19 protein-coding genes are annotated in these 20,797 nt (G+C 65.0%); 10 read left to right on the plus strand and 9 right to left on the minus strand.

Annotated features, from left to right (window positions below):
• The first annotated feature begins 6 nt into the window (after window positions 1–6).
• Window positions 7–1,770: an NADH-dependent [FeFe] hydrogenase, group A6 gene (locus QOZ81_RS12395; protein ID WP_291205978.1), complete on the plus strand. Its 1,764-nt coding sequence runs from the start codon at window positions 7–9 to the stop codon at window positions 1,768–1,770.
• Window positions 1,767–2,339 (plus strand): NADH-quinone oxidoreductase subunit NuoE, encoded by a 573-nt coding sequence (nuoE, locus tag QOZ81_RS12400; RefSeq protein ID WP_291205975.1) that lies wholly within the window; start codon window positions 1,767–1,769, stop codon window positions 2,337–2,339. Before QOZ81_RS12395 ends, nuoE begins: the two co-directional genes overlap by 4 nt.
• On the opposite strand, the gene QOZ81_RS12405 is transcribed toward nuoE, so the two are convergent.
• On the minus strand, window positions 2,340–3,503 hold the full coding sequence (locus QOZ81_RS12405; protein ID WP_291205972.1) for an MFS transporter: 1,164 nt from the start codon (window positions 3,501–3,503) through the stop codon (window positions 2,340–2,342). It abuts the gene before it with no gap.
• Window positions 3,504–3,902: 399 nt separating this feature from the next.
• On the opposite strand from QOZ81_RS12405, the gene QOZ81_RS12410 reads away from it, so the two are divergent.
• The 5 genes from QOZ81_RS12410 (at window position 3,903) to QOZ81_RS12430 (ending at window position 7,250) form a co-directional block, all read left to right on the plus strand.
• Window positions 3,903–4,445, plus strand: coding sequence for a hypothetical protein (locus QOZ81_RS12410; RefSeq protein ID WP_291205970.1), 543 nt, complete (start codon window positions 3,903–3,905; stop codon window positions 4,443–4,445).
• Between the two features lie 40 nt (window positions 4,446–4,485).
• Window positions 4,486–5,019, plus strand: coding sequence for a hypothetical protein (locus tag QOZ81_RS12415; RefSeq protein ID WP_291205967.1), 534 nt, complete (start codon window positions 4,486–4,488; stop codon window positions 5,017–5,019).
• 99 nt (window positions 5,020–5,118) lie between these two features.
• Window positions 5,119–5,589, plus strand: coding sequence for a hypothetical protein (locus QOZ81_RS12420; protein ID WP_291205965.1), 471 nt, complete (start codon window positions 5,119–5,121; stop codon window positions 5,587–5,589).
• 630 nt (window positions 5,590–6,219) lie between these two features.
• Window positions 6,220–6,729: a hypothetical protein gene (locus tag QOZ81_RS12425; RefSeq protein WP_291205962.1), complete on the plus strand. Its 510-nt coding sequence runs from the start codon at window positions 6,220–6,222 to the stop codon at window positions 6,727–6,729.
• A gap of 170 nt (window positions 6,730–6,899) precedes the next feature.
• Window positions 6,900–7,250, plus strand: coding sequence for a DUF2200 domain-containing protein (locus tag QOZ81_RS12430; protein WP_291205960.1), 351 nt, complete (start codon window positions 6,900–6,902; stop codon window positions 7,248–7,250).
• A 79-nt stretch (window positions 7,251–7,329) separates the two neighbouring features.
• Here the strand turns inward: QOZ81_RS12430 and rsmI are convergent, their stop codons facing one another.
• The 4 genes from rsmI to typA all read right to left on the minus strand — a co-directional run bounded on the left by rsmI (window position 7,330) and on the right by typA (window position 12,082).
• On the minus strand, window positions 7,330–8,178 hold the full coding sequence (rsmI, locus tag QOZ81_RS12435) for a 16S rRNA (cytidine(1402)-2'-O)-methyltransferase (protein WP_291205958.1): 849 nt from the start codon (window positions 8,176–8,178) through the stop codon (window positions 7,330–7,332).
• Between the two features lie 21 nt (window positions 8,179–8,199).
• Complete coding sequence (locus QOZ81_RS12440) at window positions 8,200–9,375, minus strand: hypothetical protein (protein ID WP_291205955.1); 1,176 nt, start codon at window positions 9,373–9,375, stop codon at window positions 8,200–8,202.
• A gap of 78 nt (window positions 9,376–9,453) precedes the next feature.
• Window positions 9,454–10,149, minus strand: a complete 696-nt coding sequence (locus QOZ81_RS12445; protein WP_291205952.1) for a YdcF family protein — start codon at window positions 10,147–10,149, stop codon at window positions 9,454–9,456.
• Window positions 10,150–10,258: 109 nt separating this feature from the next.
• On the minus strand, window positions 10,259–12,082 hold the full coding sequence (typA, locus tag QOZ81_RS12450; protein WP_291205949.1) for a translational GTPase TypA: 1,824 nt from the start codon (window positions 12,080–12,082) through the stop codon (window positions 10,259–10,261).
• A gap of 143 nt (window positions 12,083–12,225) precedes the next feature.
• On the opposite strand from typA, the gene QOZ81_RS12455 reads away from it, so the two are divergent.
• From QOZ81_RS12455 to QOZ81_RS12465, 3 genes are read left to right on the plus strand one after another with little or no spacing between them, the layout of a single operon-like run.
• Window positions 12,226–13,464, plus strand: coding sequence for a type IV pilus twitching motility protein PilT (locus QOZ81_RS12455; RefSeq protein WP_291205946.1), 1,239 nt, complete (start codon window positions 12,226–12,228; stop codon window positions 13,462–13,464).
• Between the two features lie 51 nt (window positions 13,465–13,515).
• Window positions 13,516–13,791: an HU family DNA-binding protein gene (locus QOZ81_RS12460; protein ID WP_243286548.1), complete on the plus strand. Its 276-nt coding sequence runs from the start codon at window positions 13,516–13,518 to the stop codon at window positions 13,789–13,791.
• Between the two features lie 57 nt (window positions 13,792–13,848).
• Window positions 13,849–14,121: a DUF493 family protein gene (locus QOZ81_RS12465; protein ID WP_291205939.1), complete on the plus strand. Its 273-nt coding sequence runs from the start codon at window positions 13,849–13,851 to the stop codon at window positions 14,119–14,121.
• Window positions 14,122–14,705: 584 nt separating this feature from the next.
• Here QOZ81_RS12465 and asnS read toward each other — a convergent pair.
• From asnS to QOZ81_RS12485, 4 genes are all read right to left on the minus strand, one after another.
• Window positions 14,706–16,007 (minus strand): asparagine--tRNA ligase, encoded by a 1,302-nt coding sequence (asnS, locus tag QOZ81_RS12470; protein ID WP_291205936.1) that lies wholly within the window; start codon window positions 16,005–16,007, stop codon window positions 14,706–14,708.
• A gap of 242 nt (window positions 16,008–16,249) precedes the next feature.
• Window positions 16,250–17,170 carry a chemotaxis protein CheW gene (locus QOZ81_RS12475; RefSeq protein WP_291205933.1) on the minus strand — a complete coding sequence of 307 codons (921 nt, stop codon included), beginning with the start codon at window positions 17,168–17,170 and terminating at the stop codon, window positions 16,250–16,252.
• Entirely contained in the window at window positions 17,167–19,275 is a 2,109-nt protein-coding gene (locus tag QOZ81_RS12480; protein ID WP_291205931.1) for a chemotaxis protein CheA, read from the minus strand. Before QOZ81_RS12480 ends, QOZ81_RS12475 begins: the two co-directional genes overlap by 4 nt.
• Window positions 19,272–20,795, minus strand: coding sequence for a chemotaxis protein CheW (locus QOZ81_RS12485; RefSeq protein ID WP_291205928.1), 1,524 nt, complete (start codon window positions 20,793–20,795; stop codon window positions 19,272–19,274). The genes QOZ81_RS12480 and QOZ81_RS12485 overlap by 4 nt, the downstream gene beginning before the upstream one ends.
• Between the last annotated feature and the right edge of the window lie 2 nt (window positions 20,796–20,797).

Here is a 20,797-nt window from a genome sequence, read left to right on the forward strand (position 1 = left end):
TTCGCCATGTCCCAGATGATCAGCCTCAAGATCGACGGCGAATCCATCCTCGTGCCCGCGGGCACCACGGTGATGGATGCGGCCGAGAAGATCGGCGTCCACATTCCCCGCCTCTGCTACCACCCGGATCTCAGCCTCGAGGGCAACTGCCGGGTCTGCGTGGTGGCGGTGGAGGGCTTCGACCACGGCCTGGCCTCCTGCGCCACCACGGCCTGGGAGGGCATGGAGGTCCAGACCAACAGCCCCATGATCCGCCAGGCCCGCCGCGACATCGTGGAGCTCCTGCTGGACAACCATCCCAAGGACTGCCAGACCTGCGACCGCGACGGCAACTGCGAGCTGCAGAACCTCTCGTACCGCATGGGCGTCCGCGAACGGCTCTTCGAGGGGAAGCGCAAGCAGTTCCCCATCGATGACGCCGGGGCCTCCGTCGTCCGCAATGCCGAGAAGTGCATTCTCTGCGGGCGCTGCATCCGCGTCTGCGGCGAGGTGCAGGGCGTGTTCAACCTCAGCCAGCACGGCCGTGGCTTCACCACCGTGGTGGGGCCGGCCAACCTGGCCCCCATGGACGAGAGCGCCTGCATCCAGTGCGGCCAGTGCGTGAGCGTCTGCCCCACGGCCGCCTTCCTGGAGCAGGACCACACCGAGCGGGTCTGGAAGGCCCTCAGCTACCGCCGCACGGAGAAGCACGTGGTGGTGACCACGGCCCCGGCGATCCGCGCCGCTCTGGGCGAGGCCTTCGGCCTGCCCATGGGCACGCCCGTCACGGGGAAGATGGTCACGGCCCTGCGCCGCATGGGCTTCGACGCCATTTTCGACGTCAACTTCAGCGCCGACCTCACCATCATGGAAGAGGCCCACGAGCTGCTGAAGCGGCTGGAGGGCGGCGGCCCCCTGCCCCTGCTCACCTCCTGCAGCCCCGGCTGGGTCAGCTTCCTGGAGAAGTTCTATCCGGAGATGATTCCGCACATGTCGAGCTGCAAGAGCCCGATGCAGATGCAGTCCACCCTCATCAAGACCTACTACGCCCAGCAGAAGGGGCTCGATCCCAAGGACATCTACGTGGTGTCCGTCATGCCCTGCGTGGCCAAGAAGTTCGAGGCCGCCCGGCCCGAGCACCAGCTCGACGGCAGGCCCACCACGGATGCGGTCATCACCACCCGCGAGCTGGCGCAGATGATCAAGTCCTACGGCATCGACTTCCACCGCCTGCCGGACAGCGACTTCGACCACCCGCTGGGCACCTCCTCTGGCGCCGGCGACATCTTCGGCGCCACGGGCGGCGTCATGGAGGCGGCCCTGCGCACGGCGGCCTTCAAGCTGACCGGGAAGAACCTCGGCAACCTCGAGCTCACCGAGGTCCGCGGCGTCACCGGCGAGATCCGCGAGACCAGCGTCACCCTGGCCGGGAAGACCCTGAACGTGGCCGTGGCCAACGGCCTCCAGAACGCCAAGCTCCTGCTGGATGCGGTGAAGCGCGGCGAGAAGGACTACCACCTGATCGAGATCATGGCCTGCCCCGGCGGCTGCATCTGCGGCGGTGGCCAGCCCTACCCGCCCATCGGCAGCTACACCCTGAACCGCAGCCTGGCCGCGGCCCGCGCCAAGGCGCTCTACAGCATCGACTCGGCCAAGACGCTGCGCTGCAGCCACGACAATCCCGACATCCAGAAGCTCTACGCCGACTTCCTCGGCGAGCCCCTGGGGCCCAAGTCCCACGAGCTGCTCCACACGCACTACACCGCCCGCACCCCCCGGGGGATCCGATGAGCGCCTGCTGCCACGCCACCCACGACAACTGGCCCGAGCTGGAGCGCGGCTACCGCGCCATGCTGCCCGAGGACGTCCTCGCCTTCATCGATGCGAACCTGCAGCAGGAACGCAGCGAGAGCATGCTCATCGCCACGCTCCACATGGTGCAGGCCCACTTCGGCCACCTGGGGCCCGGCCACCTCGAGGCCGTCGCCCAGCTCATGCACATCCCCCTGGCCAAGGTCACGGGGGTGGCCACCTTCTACCACTACTTCCGGCTCCAGCCCCGGGGCAAGTACCTCATCAACGTCTGCCTGGGCACCGCCTGCTACGTGAAGGGCGCGGAGAAGCTGGCGCAGAAGCTCACCGACGAGCTGGGCATCCGCTTCGGCGAGACCAGCAAGGACGGCGTCTTCAGCCTCGAGAGCACCCGCTGCGTCGGCACCTGCGGCCTCGCCCCCGTGGTGATGATCGGCGACGAGGTGCATGGACCGCTCACCCCCGGCCAGGTGCCGGGCCTGCTGGAGAGCTACCTCGCCCGCGCCGCCGAAGAGCTGGCCGGCGCCTCGTCCGGTGAGGGGCGGTAGTCAGGCGCGCCGCCCCGCCCGCATCTCCATGGCCCCGGTGCTCAGGGGCACCAGCAGGGCGAGGCCGGCCAGGGCCACCACGCCCTGCCAGCCTCCGGTCTGGTAGGCGTGGCCGCTGAGGGTGATGCCGGCGGCGCCGCCCAGGTAGTAGAAGAGCACGTAGAAGGCGTTGGCCCGGCCGCGTCCCGCGCTGAGCTTGCGGTTCAGGGCGCCTGCCGCCGAGGCGTGCAGGGTGAAGAAGCCCGCGCAGACCAGGCCCAGGGCCAGGGCCATCGCCCAGCCCCGGGGGATGAGCGTCACCGCCAGCCCCGTCCCGAACACCAGGGCCCCCAGCACCATGGCCGTGCCGTTGCCCACGCGGTTGCTGAGCCGGCCCGCCAGGGGCCCGACCACCACGCCCACGATGTAGGACAGGTAGAGCAGCGTCACGGCCCGGGTGGACCAGTGGAAGGGCTCGCCATGCAGGTAGAAGGGCATGTAGTTGAACACGGACGAGAACACGAAGAAGGCGCCGGCCCCCACGCAGTAGAGGCGGAACAGGTCGTGGCGGAACAGCACGTCCCGGAAGCGGGTGGTCTCGCGGGTGGCGTGGCCGCGCTCCGCCTCCCGGGGCAGACCCGCATGGGCGGCCAGGGTCGCGGCCAGCAGCAGGGCCGCCGCGGCGAAGAAGGCCCAGCGCCAGTGCGCCGCGGGCAGGATGAAGCCGCCGATGAGCCGGCCCGAGAGCCCGCCCACCACCGTGGCCGAGACATAGGAACCCATCACCACGTTCAGGCGCTCGGCGGGCATCACCCGCGCCAGGTAGGCCACCAGGCAGGTGGTGAGCGCGGGGATGAAGAGCCCCTGGACGAAGCGGGCCGCCACCAGCAGTGGCAGGGTGGGCGCCAGGGCCGAAGCCAGCCCCGCCGCCGCGATGACCAGCCCGCCCGTGAGCAGGATGGGCCGGATGGGCAGGCGGTCCGCCAGGGCCCCGAAGGGCAGGTTCGCCAGGGCGATGCCCAGCACCACCGCCGATACCGTCAGCGACGCCGCCCCCTCGCCCACCCCGAACTGCTGCCGCAGCACCGGCAGCACCGGCTGGGGGATGTACACCGTCGTGAACACCGCCGCGACCAGCGCGAAGACCAGCCACTGGAGCCGGGAGAGGGGATCCGACGATGCCATACCTCAACTACTTTCAGGCGATCGGGGGTTGGAGATACAGCAAAATCCACCCCAGATGGGAAGAAGACGGGTGAATGGTTACAGACGAACGCAGATCGACGCGGAACCGGACATCAGCGCGACCGGTCCTGTCAGCGTTCCCTCCGCTTCACACCTGCGAGAAGATCCTTGTTCCTTCGTGGCGCAACGGCAGAGGGAAACCATTGAAATTCGACCAGTGAGGAGCGGCGAGAGCTGCAGGAAGGCTCGATTTGCGTGGTCGGCGATCCTCCCGTAGATGTCAATTTGTATTGATGATGCCCCTATCCCATGCGAGGATGCGCGTGAAATTCCGGCATGAAGTCCTTCCAAATCTCCTTGGTTCGTCTAATCCAAAGTTAGGCCTCATACGAAGCTCCGATGACGACATTGAAACGATTAATCCAGGGTCAGGACATAGCCTTCGATACCCACCAAGCAGGAGATGGGCAGGGCGTGAAGTGGCGCGAACTGCATCTTGAAAAACGCATGCACGAAGGAAGTGGAAAGGCTCGCTTCCCGTTCTTCGACCATGCAAAGGCCTCCTCTTCAAGTCGAATGAGCGCAGACGCTCTTCAGGAGGTTACAAAAGAGGTGGGTCGGGTTCTTCAGAAAAATCCCGAATTAACAAAAAAACTTGGAAAAATTGTTGTCGAATCCCTGCAGAGATTCAGTGATGGAACAGCCACCATCGAGGACGGGAAAGCTGCAGCAAAACAATTAGCTGGGTACTTTGATCTCGATGAAAATTTTCTACGCGTAGTTGAAGATTATTCAGAAGGCAGGCTGGTATCACTTAAGACAGTGCACATCGAGCCTCATGACAGAACCCTCCATGAAATTTATCAATCCCAAACCACTCTCGAGATACGCAAAGCTCGTCGCAACTACCCATTAAACATTATCCATCCAGATAGACACTGAGACCTAACCCTCCGCTCAACTCTGGTCGATAGGCAACCCCTTGTTTCCCACCCTGACTCTTAGTGTCCTTCTGGCCTTAGTCCCCCTTCAATCCAAGGGAGAAGTCAGGGCAATAGTCGGCCCTTGGAAAATCTCTGTACCAGAAGGGGTCATCCTGCTCATTAAGAAGGGGGATCAGTTTGGTGCCCTGAGGTTCTCCGCTGTCAAACCCGACCAGGAGAAGGGCTGGGGATCAGCACAATTTGAATCAGCCTTCCAAGGGGATGGCAGTGGCTCCTTCTCGAGATCCAATATCCTGGTCGGGAAGGGAAAGGTCCACGCTAAATCCTTGGTCGGAATCGGCCGGGTGTCTTTCCAGGTTGGGCACACAACACTGAAGATTGGTCCATACAAGTTCTATTACAGCTTCCCAAACTGGGTAGACATGTGGCCAGCAGGAGAGCTTGCAGATGACTATGGCTTTGAATTCAGCCTGGTACAGGCCAAAGAATTTTCAGCAATCGATGTAACCGCTCCATCGCTTAAATGGTATCGCTTCGATCAAAACAGGCGAATTGAAATCAATGTCCCTTAGTCTTGCCTGGGCCTGCCTAACCCGCCGCTCAAGTCGGACCCGGTTAGCCTTGTTCGTTAGGTCGTATCACTTTCAGATTGGCAGTCTAAGGAGCAAACTATGCGAGCCATTCTCATTTGGGCAATCGCGTCCTTGTCGGCGATTGCCGGTCCGCGTGAGGAATCCCTGCGATATAACTCTCGCTGCATTCGGGCTCATGCAGATGCCTACGATTACACCCCGTCCACAGCCCAACGTGCTGCACTTGATGCGGTCTCACAAGACCCAAAAAGGGTTCAGGAACTGCTGATCGTCTACGTCAAAGAGAGCCTAGCTGATTTCCAGAATGGGGTTCGTCTTGGAGCTGCCAATTCAAAGCTCAAAGGTCTAGACTCAGCCACGAAGCGAGAACTTGTGACTTCATTTAAAAAGGACGCAACTAAATGCTCCGTCCTTTTGAAAGAGCTGCAATCTATCGATCTGATGGGCCTCATCACACCAGGAATACATTCAATCAAGGGGAAAGAGGGTGCCTGTCCTCACGACGTAGATGGGCGACTCAATATTGCGAAATTTAGAAAGCTCAAGTGAACCCTCTCATGTGGCCTGACCCTCGGCTCAATCTGGGCCCCGCCTGCACTGCCTTCCGCTCTCTCTTGACATTTTGCCATCCCGGTTCCTCTCGTCGCCTCGGTGCAGGCGTGACTGCTTAGCTGCTTTCGTCAGGCGCCCTCCATGGAGCAACGCATGGTTCAACCCAAGAAACAAACAATTCGCAGCAATCTTTTGTACTTATATAGACAACTCGTTCACTAGAAATACTCCCCCAAAAATTCATGCAATCAACCTAAAGGGATAAATATGTTTTGCTCTAAATGCGGAAATAAGATCGGCGATTCTGCCTCTTGGTGTGAAAATTGTGGAAATCAAACACAGTCTTCAATTCAATCCCAAGCAGGATTTGGCTATTCATTTTCGGCCATTGGTGCCTTGATCGGATTACTGATTGGCCTCATACGTGGGTATAAGGATTTCACAACATGGTGTCCGCGAGATTATCCTGCCACATTCACCAAATTTATAGATTTCTCCTTCCAACCAGTAATAATTTTCGTACTCGCCTGTCTTGTTATTGGATTATTTATTGATAAAGTTATTATAAAAGCTCTCAAGTAACCATAACTATTTAACCCAATTTGATGAAAAATGCCATGAGGGCACATGAATGATAAAACTTTGGTACAACCTTTAACGCTGGATAAATTTCATCGTGTACCGATGTCACTTACAAACCGGAATTGGTGGGTACCCGTTCCCAACATCACTGGATGGTATGCCATAGAGACAAACACGCCAGTATCCGTTCTTGCCAAATTACCACCGCCCAAGCCCGGAAAGCGTTATAACCTGGGTAACCGCATCAGAAACGCCTCGTTTTTGATCTCCGTTGGGTTGGCGATTCAACCGCTCACCGAATCAGCCAATTACATAGTTTATATAGGCGAACATGAAAATTTAAAATCACGGGCCCGAGAACATACACATGGCCACACAGGAACGGGCTGCCTTTGTCTAAGCGATTACCCTGAATTGTGGAAATATGATTGGGAATTTCTGTATATGGCTTGTTCGGAACATGCACCGACTAGTCAAGGAGACAAAGCCCTGCGCATTTTTCTTGAACAACGCTGGCGTGGTGAAAATACGTGGCCACTACTTTGTCACCAGTGATCAATTCACGGGCGTCTAACCTCCTGCTCATCTTGAACCCGCATCCATGCCCTTCCGCTCTCTCTCAGTATGCCGCCATCTCGGCTCCGCTCGTCGCCTTGGCGCGGACGGGGCCGCTTTGCTTCCTTCGTCAGGCTGTCCGGAAACCTTCAAGCCCAGGAGACGCTACGATGCCCGCACGTGAGATCTCTAAGCTCCTGTTCACGACGGTCTACCCCCTGTACCTGCAGAAAGCCGCGCGCAAGAACAGGACCAAGGAGGAAGTCGACACCATCATCTGCTGGTTGACAGGCTACACGCGCGAACAGCTGGCTCGACACACGACTGCCAACATCGACTTTCAGACCTTTTTCGACCAAGCCCCCTTGATCCACCCGAACAGCTCTCACATCACGGGCCTTGTCTGCGGCGTTCGCGTGGAAGCCATTCAAGACCCCATGACCCAGAAGATCCGATACCTCGACAAGCTCATCGACGAGCTTGCCAAGGGCAGATCGATGGACAAGATCTTGCGCCAGTGACGATCGGCCCACCAGACGACGGACTTGATCGCCTGCCGCCGACCCTCCCGCTCGGCCCGGACCCGCGCGCTGAGCGCGGTTACAGCTCCGCCGCGATGCGGTACAGCTCGGAGGCCTGCACGCCCAGGTGCTTGGCCAGGGGCTTGACGGCCTCGCGCAGGGTCATGCCGCCTTCGCGGGCGGCGGCGAGGTAAGTCCTGGCCCAGTCCGGCAGGGCGCCGTGGAAGGCGGCCTCCACCTCCGTCACCACGCGCTTGGCGCTGGCCCCGGCCAGCACCAGCACCATCTCGCCGCGGTCCTCGCGGCCCAGTTGGGCCTTCACCTGGCTGGGGGTGCCGCGGTACCAGGTCTCGTGCAGCTTGGTCAGCTCGCGGCCCAGGGCCATCTCCCGGCCCGGCAGCAGCTCCTCCAGGTCCGACAGCGTCTCGTGGATGCGGTGGGGCGTCTCGAAAACCACCACCGTCTCCTCCTCGGCGCCCAGCTTCTTCAGCATGGTCTTCCGCGGCTCGCTGCGGTTGGGCAGGTAGCCCCAGAAGCTGAAGGCGTGGCAGGGCAGGCCCGAGGCCACCACCGCCAGCAGCACGGCGGAGGCCCCAGGCAGCACCGTGACCTTGGCGCCCGCGGCGCGCGCCACCCGGGCGATCTCGAAGCCCGGATCGTTGATGCCGGGCATGCCCGCGTCGCTGCAGTAGGCCACGGTGCGGCCCGAACCCAGCTCCAGGCCCAGGCGCTCGAAGGCGGCGGCGCTGGCGTGGTCGTCGAAGCGCAGCAGGGGCTTGTCGATCTCCAGGTGCTTCAGCAGGCCGCCGGTGCGCCGCGTGTCCTCGCAGGCCACCAGGTCGGCCCCGGCCAGGGCCTCCTTCGCGCGATCCGTGAGATCGCCCAAGTTGCCGATGGGGGTGGGGACGAGGATCAAGTGGCCAGTCATGGTTCGTCCAGTCTGGCAGGCTCAGTCCTCGTCGGTGGGAGGCCCGCCCGCCGTGGAGGCCCCCTGGCCCGGGACCTGGATGGGGATCTTGGGGGCCTGCAGCTGCATGGGCTGCCAGGGCTGGGGCTCGGAGGGCTGGCGCCGCGTGGGCTTCCGGACCGGGGGCTTCTCCTCGGGCGCGCCCTCGGGCAGGTGCCACACGAGGACCGGCGGCTCCAGGGCCCGGCTCTCGGCCAGGGCGGCGTCCAGGCGGGGCTGGCAGGCGCCCAGGCCCTGACCCTCGCGGCCGGGCAGCCACAGGGTGGCGCCCATGGGCACGCCGCCCAGCTGCATGCGGAGCCGGAGCAGGAGGATGTGGGCCACGCTGCGGGGGGTGCGCTGGAAGATGACCAGGAAGCGGCCGGGCCCGGCCCGCACCACCAGGTCCCCGGCCCGCACGCCCTCGGCGGCCTTGAGCAGCCGGGCCGCATCCTTGCGGCCCCGCAGGCCCAGGTGGAACTCGGCCACCACCAGGCTCTCGGGCCGCTGGTCCGAGCCCAGCAGGGCGCGCTGCCAGACTTCCAGGTAGCGGAGGTTGGGCAGGTCGGTCTCCGAGTCGCGGATGGAGCTGTCCTCCATGACGGCCCGGGTGATGGCCAGGGACTCCTCCAGGCGGTGGAGGGAGAGCTTCAGGTCCTCGATCTCCACCACGCGGCCCATGAAGCCCGCCACCGCGTCCAGCAGGGCGAACTCGGCGCGGGGGAAGGCCCGGGGCTCGGCGAAGTAGGCGAAGAGCAGGGCCTTCACGCCCTCGCCCTGGCGCAGGGCGCAGCCCAGGGCCGCCCGGTGCGGGATGGCCCCGCGGTCCACCAGGAAGGGCACGTGGGGACCCTCATCCATGTCCTTCACCACCAGGATCCGCTCGGGGTTCTCCAGCAGCCACTGGCAGAAGGAGGGCACCGCCGCGGGGGGCTCTTCGTCCTCCAGCTCCGGGTGCCACCAGCGGGTCTCGGGCACATCGCCGTTCAGCATGACGAGGGTGGTCTGGGCCGCCCCCAGGTGGGCCGCCAACAGCTCCAGGCACCGGGCCAGGAAGAAGGGATCGCCCGCGCCGCCGGACTGGTTGAGCACCCGCATGGCCTCTGCCAGACGGTCCAGGGAGCCGCTTCCGGGCTGGAAACGCTTCGCGTACCGGTTCTTCAAACGCTGGAGCCCCACCCTACCCCCGTGCCTTCCCCTGTGGCCTGCCCCCCTCGTTTCGGCCCCGGGCCCGCCCAGGATGAACTCCTGCCCGGATCAGGTGACCCGTTCGAGCTGGCTTCGGCTCTGGATCAGGCGGCTGTAGAGCATCCCGGTGTGGTACCAGTGCAGGAGGAAGCCCTCCAGGGCCGCCCGGCGCCACCAGGCCAGCGAACCTCGGACCGGAGGGGCCTCTGGCGCCGGACAGCAGCGCACCTCCAGCTGCAGTCCGAGGGCCGTGGCCCTGGCCCGGGCGAGGTGGAGGGGATCGGAGACCACCACCAGGGTCCGCCAACCCTCCGCGCGCATGTGGGAGCGGACATTGAACAGGTTCTCCAGCGTGTGCTGGCTGCGATCTTCCAGGTGGATGGCCCCGGCGGGCAGGCCCCGGGCCACCAGCCAATCCCTTCCGGCCTCGGCCTCGCTGCGGGACGCCGTTCCCGTGGTGCCCCCGGCGACATAGACGCGGGGGGCGAGCCCCTGGCGCCACAGGACCTCGGCCTGGGCCAGGCGGGCCTCGAAGACCGGGGTGAGGTGGTCCCCCTCCAGCCGCCGGCCCAGGACGAGGATCGCGTCGGCGGGGGCGGGCTCATCTCCATGGGCGCCCTGGAGCACCCGGCGCAGGCGGTACAGCCAGGGCAGCCCGCCGAGCCCCAGGGTGGTCAGGATCGCCAGCCCCAGCGAAGCAGCCCCGCCGGGCCCCAACTTCTGGAAGAAGCTGGCGCGGGGCGGGGCGTGGTAGGGCTGGGGCATGGGCCTGGAGCTTACGCGTCCGCGCGCTTCTCGGACTTCGTCTTCGCATCCTCTGGATGCGAAGACGCCGGGCTCAGCCAGACGGAGAGGCACATGCCCAGGGCCCGGCTCAACTGTCCGACCGCTTTTCTGACTTCTTCCGATCGTTGGTATCCAGCACCCGCTTGCGCATGCGGATGAAGTTCGGGGTGACTTCCACCAGCTCGTCGGGCTCGATGTACTCCAGGGCCTGCTCCAGGGTGTGCTCCCGGGGCGGGGTGATGCGGGTGGCCTCGTCGCTGCCGCTGGATCGCATGTTGGACAGCTTCTTGGCCTTGGCCACGTTCACCACCAGGTCGTTCTCGCGGGCGTGCTCGCCCACGATCATGCCCTCGTAGCACTTGGTGCCGGGCTGGATGAAGATGACGCCGCGCTCCTCGAGGTTCATCAGCGCGAAGCCCACGGACTCGCAGTTGTCCATGCTGATCAGCACGCCGTTCTTGCGGCTGGTCAGCTCGCCCTTGTGCGGGCCGTAGTGGCTGAAGAGGCTGTGGATGATGCCTTCGCCGCGGGTGTCGGTCATGAACTCGTTGCGGAAGCCGATGAGGCCGCGGCTGGGGATCTTGAAGTGCAGGCGCAGGCGCCCACCCTCATTGCCCATGTCCTGCATCTCGGCCTTGCGGTTGCCCATGTGCTCCATGGTCACGCCCATGTAGGCCTCGGGGATGTCGATGGTGACGTCCTCGTAGGGTTCGAGCTTCTCGCCCTTCTCGTTGGTGTGGAGGATGACCTCGGGGCGGCTCACGCAGAGCTCGAAGCCCTCGCGGCGCATGGACTCGATGAGCACCGAAAGGTGCAGTTCACCGCGGCCGCTCACCTTGAAGGAATCGGGGCTGTCCGTATCTTCCACGCGCAGCGCCACGTTGTGCTGGAGCTCCTTCTGGAGGCGCTCGCGGATGCGGCGGCTCTGGATGTACTTGCCATCCTGGCCGGCGAAGGGGCCCGCGTTCACCATGAACATCATGGAGATGGTGGGCTCGTCGATGTCCACGTATTCCAGGGCGGTCGGATTGGTCGCATCGGCGATGGTCTCGCCCACGCGGATGTCCTCGATGCCCGCAATCGCCACGATCTCGCCGGCGCTGCCCTCGGTGAGCTGGATGCGGCTGAGGCCCTCGAAGCCGTAGAGCTGGGTGATCTTCTGCTGCTGGATGGTGCCGTCACGCTTGATGAGGGCCACGCTGTCGCCCACGTGGATGCGGCCGTTCACGATGCGGCCGATGCCGATCTGGCCCACGAAGTCGCTCCAGTCCATGAGCGTCACCAGCATCTGCAGGGGCGCGTCCGGGCTGCCGGTGGGGTGAGGGCAGTGCTTGACGATGGTGTCGAAAAGCGGATCCAGGGTCTCGCTGGCATCGTTCATGTCCAGCATGGCGTAGCCCAGCTTGGCGCTGGCGAAGACGCAGGGGAAATCCAGCTGCTCTTCGGTGGCACCCAGCTCGATGAGCAGGTCGAAGACCTGGTCCTGGGACCACACAGGGCGGGCGCCGGGGCGGTCGACCTTGTTGATGACCACGATGGGGCGCAGGCCCAGGGCCAGGGCCTTGCGGGTGACGAACTTGGTCTGGGGCATGGGCCCGTCGAAGGCGTCTACCACCAGCAGCACAGAGTCCACCATGCTCAGCACGCGCTCCACCTCGCCGCCGAAGTCGGCGTGGCCGGGCGTGTCCACGATGTTGAAACGGTAGCCCCCCCAGTGCAGGGAGGTCGTCTTGGCCAGAATGGTGATGCCGCGCTCGCGCTCCTGGTCGTTGCTGTCCATGGCCCGTTCCTGGACCCGCTGGTTGTCCCGGAACATGTGGGCGCCCTTGAACAGGGCGTCCACGAGGGTGGTCTTGCCGTGATCGACGTGGGCGATGATGGCAAGGTTGCGGATCTTTTCGAGAGGGGTCATCAGGCTTCCTGGTGGGCCGGGCAAAGGCCGGGCAGAACCCTCGATTTTACCAGAGAGTTCGACCATTTCCGAGAACTAATCGGACCCTCTTCCATTGTCGCGGCAGGGGTCTAAGATAAGCGGACCCTCCCCGGGAGAACTCCATGCACATCAACGAACTGCTCACCGTGGTCTGCGAGCAGGGTGCCAGCGACCTTCACTTGAAAGTCGGCAACCATCCCATCGCCCGCATCCGGGGCAAGCTGACGCCCATGACGCAGTTCAAGCGGATGGTGCAGGAGGACACCATCGCCATGGCCTACGCGATCATGGCCAGCGACAAGCAGAAGGGGAAGTTCAAGGAGAACTTCGACATCGACATCGCCTATTCGGTGCCGAGCCTGGGCCGGTTCCGCTGCAACATCTTCAACCAGCGCGGCACGGTGGGCCTGGTGCTCCGCGTCATCCCGCGGAAGATCTACACCATCGACGACCTGATGCTCCCCAAGGTGCTGAAGACCATCTGCCAGGAGCAGCGCGGCCTGGTGCTGGTGACCGGCACCACCGGCTCGGGCAAGTCCACCACCCTGGCGGCCATGATCGACCTCATCAACGCCACCCGGACCGAGCACATCCTCACCATCGAGGACCCCATCGAGTACCTGCACCGGGACAACCTCAGCATCGTGAACCAGCGCGAGGTGGAGGCCGACTGCAAGACCTTCTCCTCGGCCCTGCGTGCCGCCCTCCGCCAGGATCCGGATGTCATCCTCGTGGGCGAGATGCGCGACCTGGAGACCATCGAGACGGCCCTCCACGCCGCCGAGACCGGCCACCTGGTCTTCAGCACCCTGCACACCCTGGACGCCACGGAGACCATCAACCGCATCATCTCGGTCTTCCCGCCCCACCACCAGAAGCAGATCCGCCTCCAGCTGTCCGCGGTCCTCAAGGGCGTCATCTCCCAGCGCCTGGTGCCCCGGTCCGATGGCCAGGGCCGCGTGCCGGCCGTGGAGGTCATGGTGGCCACCGAGTCCGTCCGCACCTGCATCGAGGACAAGGACAAGACCAAGATGCTGAAGGACGTCATCTCCTCCGGCACCGCCCAGTACGGCATGCAAACCTTCGACCAGAGCCTCTACTTCCTGCTCAAGCAGGGGCTCATCACCGAGGAGGAGGCCCTCCTGCGCGCCACCAACGTGGGCGAGTTCAAGCTCCGCCTCGAGGGCGTCATGGCCACCTCCGACCTGGCCAAGGCCAACATGGAGCGGGGCATGTCCATCGCCCAGGGCAGCGGCCGGGAGTCCGGCGGCCCCCCTGCGCCACCGATCCAGTCCCAGGTCCCGGGCATGCCCATGGCCATGCCCCCGACCACGGACGTGAAAATCACCCTGGCACGCTGATCGTCCTTCCCCTATTCTGGCTCTCCCACCCCACACGGCCCGAGGTCGCAGATGATCAAGATCGACATCGCCAATTCGTTGATGAAGGTTCATCCCTGCTCCCGCGCCACCGCCCTCCAGGTGGTGGACCTGCTGACCGAGCGGCTGAAGGATGCCCTCCTCAACGGGCATCGCATCGAGATCCGCGGCTTCGGCGTCTTCGAACCCCGCCCCCGCAAGCGCGGCATGGGCCGGAACATCAAGACCGGGGCCAGCGTCCAGATCCCGAAGGGCAAGAGCATCCGCTTCAAGCCGGGGAAGGACCTGCGGGAGATCGAGGTCGGTTAGGGCCTGCGCTCAACGCTGCGCGTTGAGCGTTTGAGAAAAGACGGCGACAATGGCCGGATGGAAGAAGCCTGCCGTCGGCCCGAGATCACCTACCCCTGCCGCGTCCCCATGAAGATCATCGGGCGGCAGGAGGAGCTGCGCCCCGACATGGTCATGGAGCTCATCCTCGCCCATCTCGGGCCCCAGCCCGAAGGCGACGAGCGGCACTCCGCCAACTGCAAGGGCGCCTTCATCAGCTACACCTTCTGGGTCACCCTGCCCGACGACAAGGCGGAGACGCCCCTGCGGGAGGCGATCCAGAGGCTGCCGGGCGTGGTGATGCAGCTATAGAGGCTGGAGGCACGGCCTTCGGCCGCGAGACTGGAGACTGGAGGCACAGATTCTTGAGATGGCCTTCGGCCATGTCTTTGGTTTGCCTTTGGGCTCGGAGGCCCGAGTGGGTTGAGGCCACATTCAGGATCGGCGCGGCGCACAGCACCGCACCAGGAAGCAGTACCTCCAGCCTCCAGACTCCGGTCTCCAGCCTGTCTACGGCCTGAGCGTCCCCTTCACGCGGCCATTCCTTCGGCACGGTGGGCCTCCTGCTTCGGCCTCATGCGGTGTTAGGGTCGGAGCGTCCCCATCATGCGAGGGTACGGGATGGTCTCGCGGACATGCGGCGAGGGACGAAGCGGGTCGCAGAGCAGGCTGCGGGGCAGCCTGCGGCGCGGGGCCCCGCCGGCCCGAGTCGGAGCAGGGCGAAGCCCTGCGGAGGCTGCCACCCGCGATCGCAAGCCGCAGGCGCAGCGGGAGCGGTGTCGTGGCCGAAGGCTATGGCCTGAGCGTACCCTTCACGCGGCCCTTCCTGGGCCGCGCCCTTCGGGCCATGCCTGCGGCACGGTGGGCCTACGCTCCTGCTTCGGCCTCATGCGGTGTTAGGGGCGGAGCGTCCCCATCATGCGGGGGTACGGAATGGTCTCGCGGACATGCGGCAGCTTGCAGATCCACGCCACGGCGCGCTCCAAGCCCATGCCGAAGCCGGCGTGGGGGACGCTGCCGTACTTGCGGACGTCCAGGTACCACTCGTAGTCGGCTCGGTTGAGCTCGTGGTGCTTGATCTGGTCCAGGAGGTACTGCAGGTCGCTGGCGCGCTCGCCGCCGCCTATGACCTCGCCGTAGCCCTCGGGGGCCAGCAGGTCCGCGCCCAGGGCCAGGCGGGCATCCAGGGGATCCGGTTCCATGTAGAAGGCCTTGAACGCCTTCGGGAAGCGGTGCACCCAGAGGGGCCGGTCCGTGGCGTTCATGAGGATGGTCTCGTCGTCGTTGCCGAAGTCCTCGCCCCACTGGATGTCGCTGCCCAGGGTCTTGAGCTTGTCCACGGCCTCGGTGTAGGTCATGCGGTCGAAGGTGGTGTTCAGTGCCGTTTCCAGGGGCGCCTGGTCGCGCTCGAGGATCTTCAGCTCCTCCTGGCGGCCTTCGAGGACGCGCTGGATGAGGAACTTGGTCATGCGCTCGCCCAGGATCATCACATCGTCCAGGTGGGCGAAGGCCACTTCGGGCTCCACCATCCAGAACTCCGTGAGGTGGCGGCGGGTCTTGCTCTTCTCGGCGCGGAAGGTGGGGCCGAAGCAGTAGGTCTTGCCGAAGGCGGCGATGCCGGGCTCCTGGTAGAGCTGGCCCGACTGGCTGAGGAAGGCCATGCCCTCGTGGAAGTACTCGGTGCCGAACAGCGTGCTGGTGCCCTCGCAGGCGCTGGGCGTGAGGATGGGCGCGTCCAGCAGGGTGAAGCCGTCGCTGTCGAAGAAGTCGCGGATGCCCTTCACCAGCGTGTGGCGGATGCGGAGGATGGCCCACTGGCGGCGGCTGCGCAGCCAGAGGTGGCGGTTCTCCATGAGGAACTCGGTGCCGTGCTCCTTGGGGGTGATGGGGAAGTCCTGGCTGCCGCCGATGAGTTCGAGCGACTTCACCAGCAGCTCCGGCTGGCCGGTCTTGGGGTGCTGCTGCACCAGGCCGGTCACCGTGATGGCCGCTTCCTGGGTGAGCTTCCCCGCCAGCTCGTAGCTCTCGGGATCCGCCTCGGCGGCGCCCACCACGCACTGGACGAAGCCGGAACCGTCCCGCAGCTCGATGAAGCGGGTCTTGCTGGTGCGGGCATTGCGGACCCAACCCCGCAGCCGGACGGTCTCGCCGACCTGGCCGGCGAGGAATCGGACTTCGGTGAAGGGCTGGCTGCTCACGGGGGCTCCTGGGCCTAATCCCCCATTGTGCCCGGGGAAGGGCTGAGGCTCCAGCGCAGGGATGAAACGGGGGTTCTGCCCGGAAAAGCCTGGAACCGCGAATGGCGCGAATGGACGCGAAATGAAACAAACAGGTGCGGGGTATCCCGAAGGGCCCTCCCTCAATGCTTTCATTCGCGCACCCGAAGGGCGATTCGCGCCATTCGCGGTTCTTCTTTTCACGGGAAGTGGCCAGTCCCGCCCTACTTTGTGGTTCGGAACTTCCCGGAGATGGCCACCTGCATCCCCTTGAGATGCGACATGACCCGCTCCAGCTTCTGCCGGGCGATGTCCTGGAACTGCATCTGCTGGATGAGCGCGAAGACCATGTCCTGCATCTCCTGGTTCAGCCGCTCCAGTTCCGCGATGTCCCGCTCGTGGCCCTTGAGCTTCCCCAGCCCGGCCTCCTGTTTCAGGTAGCCGAGGCCCTGGAAGACCCGGTCGGTGCTGGACAGCATCGTCTCCACCCGCTCGAGCACCTTGGCCATCTCCTGCTCGGTGTAGGAGATGGAGGACTCGATCTGGGGCATGACCCGGTGCTCGCCCTGTTCCTTGGGGGGCGCCATCTCGATGAGGCGCCTCAGACCGTCATCGAGCCGCTCTTCCAGACTGAGGGTGGCCAGCACTTCCTTGCCCTGGGTACGGCCTACGCCATGGTTGGCGATCAGGGCCGCATCCAGCAGGGTCACCACCCGCTCCCCCTGGACGATGAAACCCTCGACCCAGGCGCCATCCAGCCCCGCCAGCAGGGGGCTGGCCGGAACCAGGTCCGAGTCGGGAATGCTCACCACGGCATCGACTGCATCCACCAGCAGGCCCGTGGCGGTTCCGGCCAGGTCCAGGACCAGAATGGTTCCGGTCCTCGAGGGATCCAGGGGCGGCAGGGACATGCGCAGCCGCAGGTTCACCACCGGGACCACGCGGCCCCGGAGATCCAGGATGCCCTCCACGGAGCGGGGCATGTGCGGCAGCTTGTTCAATTCCCGGAAGGGCGTGATCTCGGCCACGTGCTCTAGGGGCAGGCCGTAGGCCCGGTCGTTGAGGAAGAAGGTCATGAACCGGTGCTGGATGCCCTCCCGGCCCTGGGCGCGGGCCTGGGGCGCTGGAGCGGAGCCGAGGTTCACACGGCCTCCTGGACGGCGAGCTGCAGCAGCTCGGCGGGATCCAGGATCAGCACCACCCCGCCGTCGCCCATGATGGAGGCGCCGCTGATGCCGGGCAGGCTGGCGAGGTAGGGCGCCAGGGGCTTGATGACCACTTCCTGGCGGCGGACGAAGGTATCCACGATGATGCCCATCCTCCGCCCGGCCGCGGAGACCACCACCACGGAGAGGCCATCCGACTCGTCGGCGCTGTCCGGCGAGGCGGACTTCAGCAGGTGCTTCAACCGGCACACGCCGAGCACCTCTCCACGCAGGTTGATGGCCTGCCGGCTCGTGAGGTGGGACACGCTCTCCGGCGGGACGATGAGGGTCTCCTCCACGGCGGTGCCGGGGAGCGCAAAGACCTGGTTGCCGCTCTTCACCAGCAGGGCGTCGATGATGGCCAGGGTCAGCGGCAGCTTGATGGTGAACACCGAGCCCTTGCCCACCGTGGAGCGCACGCCGACGCGGCCGTTGAGCTTGCGGACGTTCGAACGCACCACGTCCATGCCCACGCCGCGCCCGGATATGTCCGTCACCTTGGCCGCCGTGCTGAACCCTGGCGCGAAGATCAGTTCGATCACTTCCTCGTCGGGCATGGCATCGGCGCGGTCCTGGGTCATCAGGCCCTTTTCCACGGCCTTGGCCCGGATGACCTTTGGATCGATGCCCTTGCCGTCGTCCTCGATCTCCACGACCACGCTGTCGCCCTCGTGGCGGGCCCGCAGGATCACGGTGCCCATCTCGGACTTGCCCGATTTCACCCGCGCCTCGGGCGTCTCGATGCCATGGTCGGCGCTGTTGCGGATGAGGTGGATCATCGGGTCGCCGAGCTCCTCGATGATGCTCTTGTCGATCTCGGTGTCCTCGCCGACCATCTGGAGGTCAATCTTCTTCCCGCTGGCCTTCGCCAGGTCCCGCAGCATGCGCGGGAACTTGGAGAAGATGGTCTTCACGGGGACCATGCGGATGCCCAGCACCGAGGCCTGGATCTCCTTGCTGACGTGGTCGAGGTACACAGAGGCGTGGGCCAGTTCCTTCGCCACGGCCGAGGCGGGGTGCCCGTTGACCTGCGGCACGAGCCGTTCGACCAGGTGGCTGATCATGGTCTTGCTGATGATCAGCTCGGCCACGATGTTCATGAACTGCTCGAGCTTGGCCTGGCTCACCCGGATGGTATCGGAGGTGCCCTTGTCGTCGGAGTTGCGGCGGCCTGATTTGCGGCGGTCCTCGGCGACGGGGACGCCCTCTTCGGCGGCCGCCTCGGCTTCAGGCCCACCCCCGAGACTCAGCGGGTGGAACGTGATCGTGGCGTTCGTCACCGCCCCGAACACCTTGCGGACCTCCTCGATGGGCTCGGTGGCTTCGATGAGCAGCACCATGTCCAGGTGGAAGGCGCGGGAATCGAAGGACTCCAGGTCCACCAGGGGCTGCCGGGGCACCATCTGCCGGTGCAGCAGCCGTCCCACCAGCTCCACCATCTGGAACATGGAGAAGGGGTTGAAGGCGGTGCCGTAGATCGCGCCCGCCAGCTCGACATGGATTCCCAGAACAGTCTTTCCTTCCGCGAGGGCGGCGGCGGCCGTCTTCCTGCCCGCGGCATCCACGCCGGCAAGGCTCGGAGGAAGGTGGAGGTCGCCCTTGGGCGCCGCGGTCTTGGCGGCCGCCGCGGGGGCGCCACCCGTCTTCAGGGATTCGAGCCTGCGGATCAGGTCGGTGGGATCCGGATCTTCGGCCTCGCCCTGCTTCCTCACCTGGACGCGCACGTCCTCGACCAGCACCTTGAGCATGTCCACGGTCTCGAAAAGCAGCTCCATGACCAGGTCGCTGAGTTCCATCCGGGACTTGCGGAGGTCGTCCAGCACGTTCTCGCCGATGTGGGCCACGGCCTGGACCTTCTGGAGGCCCAGGAAGCCCGCGGCGCCCTTGATGGTGTGGACGCTGCGGAAGATGGCGTTCAGCAGGTCGAGATCGCCCGGCGCTTCCTCGAGGGCCAGGAAGTTGGTCTCGATCTGCTCGAAGTGCTCCTGCGCCTCAACGAGGAAGTCCTCATAGAAGCTGGGATCGTCGAGGGCGAAATCGCTCATGGCTCACCCGTCCTGTTGCGGCGCCCCTGGAGGCCCTGAAGCTGCTCGGTCTCCGCATCGGTCAATAGCTGCTGAAGCTCGAGCAGGAAGATCATGCTGTTGTCCAGACGCGCCACCTTCTCGATGTAGCGGTTGGCACCCACGGCCGTGACGGCGGGCGGAGGTCCGAAGCGGTGCAGATCCACGGGCCGGACTTCGTCCACCGCGTCCACCACCAGCCCCGTGAACACGCCCCCGATGCTGGTGATGAGGATGCGGGAGATGGTCGTCGCCTCGATGCGGTCCAGGCCGAACCGGGTGCGCAGGTCCACCACGGGCATCACCTCTCCGCGGAGGTTCAGCACGCCATCCACGAAATGGGGGGCGCGCGGCACGGGGGTGATCTGGCCGACCATGATGATCTCGCGGACCTCGTGGAGACGGAGACCGTAGCTTTCGGGGCCGAGGCGGAAGACCACCAGCTCCAGGTTGGGCACCGTCTCCTGCACGCGCGTGTCGGAGAGCCCGAGCCCCTGGCCCATGGCCGCGATCTTCTCCTGGTCGTCGCCCGTGATGATCTTCAGCACGTTGATGAGGCTCACCATCCGGCCCGGCAGCAGGAGGATGCCTTCCAGATGCTCGCGCTCGGCCTCGGACAGGGTCTGGGGCGGGGGCAGGACCTGCTCATCCTGCACGCGGAGGATCTCCTGGATCTCATCGACCACGACGCCGATCTTCGCGGCCCCGAAGGAGAGCAGCACCACCATGTCCCGCTTGCGCTCCATGGCGCCCTGCTGGATGGAGAGGATCTCGGACAGGTCCACGAGGGGCATGACCTGGTCCCGGAGGCAGATCACCCCCAGCACGTAGTCCGGCGCATCGGGCACCTTGGTGACGGGTGGCAATTCGACGATCTCCTCGACGTCGTGGAGGGCGATGCCGAAGGATTCGGACCCCAGGCGGAAGGTGACGAAGGGACGGCCATCCTCTTCGATGGTCTCCCCGGCTTCGTCCCCGGCCCCCGTGAAGGTACCGGCCATGCCGAGGTCATCGAAGTCCGCCCGCCGGGTGAGCTCCGAGCTCTCCAGGAGCTTCTCGAGGTGGATCAGGGTGATCAGGCGGCTGCCCACCGTGACCATGCCGGCCAGGTACTCCGCGCGGATGCCCGCCACCAGGGGGGGCGTTTCGCGGATGGCGTGATCCTCCAGGCGCACCACCTCCGCCACGGAATCGACCTGCAGCCCGGTGGGGCCGCTGGCCAGGCGCAGCACGATGATGCGGGTCTTCGAGGTGGGCTCCTGGGGGGCCAGGTGGAAGCGGTTGCGGCTGTCGATGACGGGGATGATGAGGCCGCGCAGGTTGATGACGCCGAGGATGAAGCTGGGGCTGCCCGGCACCGGCGTGACGTCGGTGCGGTGGGTGATCTCCTGCACCCGGTCGATGTCCAGCCCGAACTCCACCCCATCCAGGGTGAAGGTCACCAGCTGGCCCGATGGCACCAGCTCCGTGGCGAGGAGGGCCTGGGTGGACTGGGCGGCCATGG

Source organism: Geothrix sp. (assembly GCF_030219325.1).
Lineage (GTDB): Bacteria > Acidobacteriota > Holophagae > Holophagales > Holophagaceae > Geothrix.

Excerpts from the sequence above, each read along its gene's own strand:
- QOZ81_RS12395 (WP_291205978.1), top strand. The coding sequence starts at position 7 with ATGTCCCAGATGATCAGCCTCAAGATCGACGGCGAATCCATCCTCGTG.
- nuoE (WP_291205975.1), top strand. The coding sequence starts at position 1,767 with ATGAGCGCCTGCTGCCACGCCACCCACGACAACTGGCCCGAGCTGGAG.
- QOZ81_RS12405 (WP_291205972.1), bottom strand. The coding sequence starts at position 3,503 with ATGGCATCGTCGGATCCCCTCTCCCGGCTCCAGTGGCTGGTCTTCGCG.
- QOZ81_RS12410 (WP_291205970.1), top strand. The coding sequence starts at position 3,903 with ATGACGACATTGAAACGATTAATCCAGGGTCAGGACATAGCCTTCGAT.
- QOZ81_RS12420 (WP_291205965.1), top strand. The coding sequence starts at position 5,119 with ATGCGAGCCATTCTCATTTGGGCAATCGCGTCCTTGTCGGCGATTGCC.
- QOZ81_RS12425 (WP_291205962.1), top strand. The coding sequence starts at position 6,220 with ATGAATGATAAAACTTTGGTACAACCTTTAACGCTGGATAAATTTCAT.
- QOZ81_RS12430 (WP_291205960.1), top strand. The coding sequence starts at position 6,900 with ATGCCCGCACGTGAGATCTCTAAGCTCCTGTTCACGACGGTCTACCCC.
- rsmI (WP_291205958.1), bottom strand. The coding sequence starts at position 8,178 with ATGACTGGCCACTTGATCCTCGTCCCCACCCCCATCGGCAACTTGGGC.
- QOZ81_RS12445 (WP_291205952.1), bottom strand. The coding sequence starts at position 10,149 with ATGCCCCAGCCCTACCACGCCCCGCCCCGCGCCAGCTTCTTCCAGAAG.
- typA (WP_291205949.1), bottom strand. The coding sequence starts at position 12,082 with ATGACCCCTCTCGAAAAGATCCGCAACCTTGCCATCATCGCCCACGTC.
- QOZ81_RS12455 (WP_291205946.1), top strand. The coding sequence starts at position 12,226 with ATGCACATCAACGAACTGCTCACCGTGGTCTGCGAGCAGGGTGCCAGC.
- QOZ81_RS12460 (WP_243286548.1), top strand. The coding sequence starts at position 13,516 with ATGATCAAGATCGACATCGCCAATTCGTTGATGAAGGTTCATCCCTGC.
- QOZ81_RS12465 (WP_291205939.1), top strand. The coding sequence starts at position 13,849 with ATGGAAGAAGCCTGCCGTCGGCCCGAGATCACCTACCCCTGCCGCGTC.
- QOZ81_RS12480 (WP_291205931.1), bottom strand. The coding sequence starts at position 19,275 with ATGAGCGATTTCGCCCTCGACGATCCCAGCTTCTATGAGGACTTCCTC.
- QOZ81_RS12485 (WP_291205928.1), bottom strand. The coding sequence starts at position 20,795 with ATGGCCGCCCAGTCCACCCAGGCCCTCCTCGCCACGGAGCTGGTGCCA.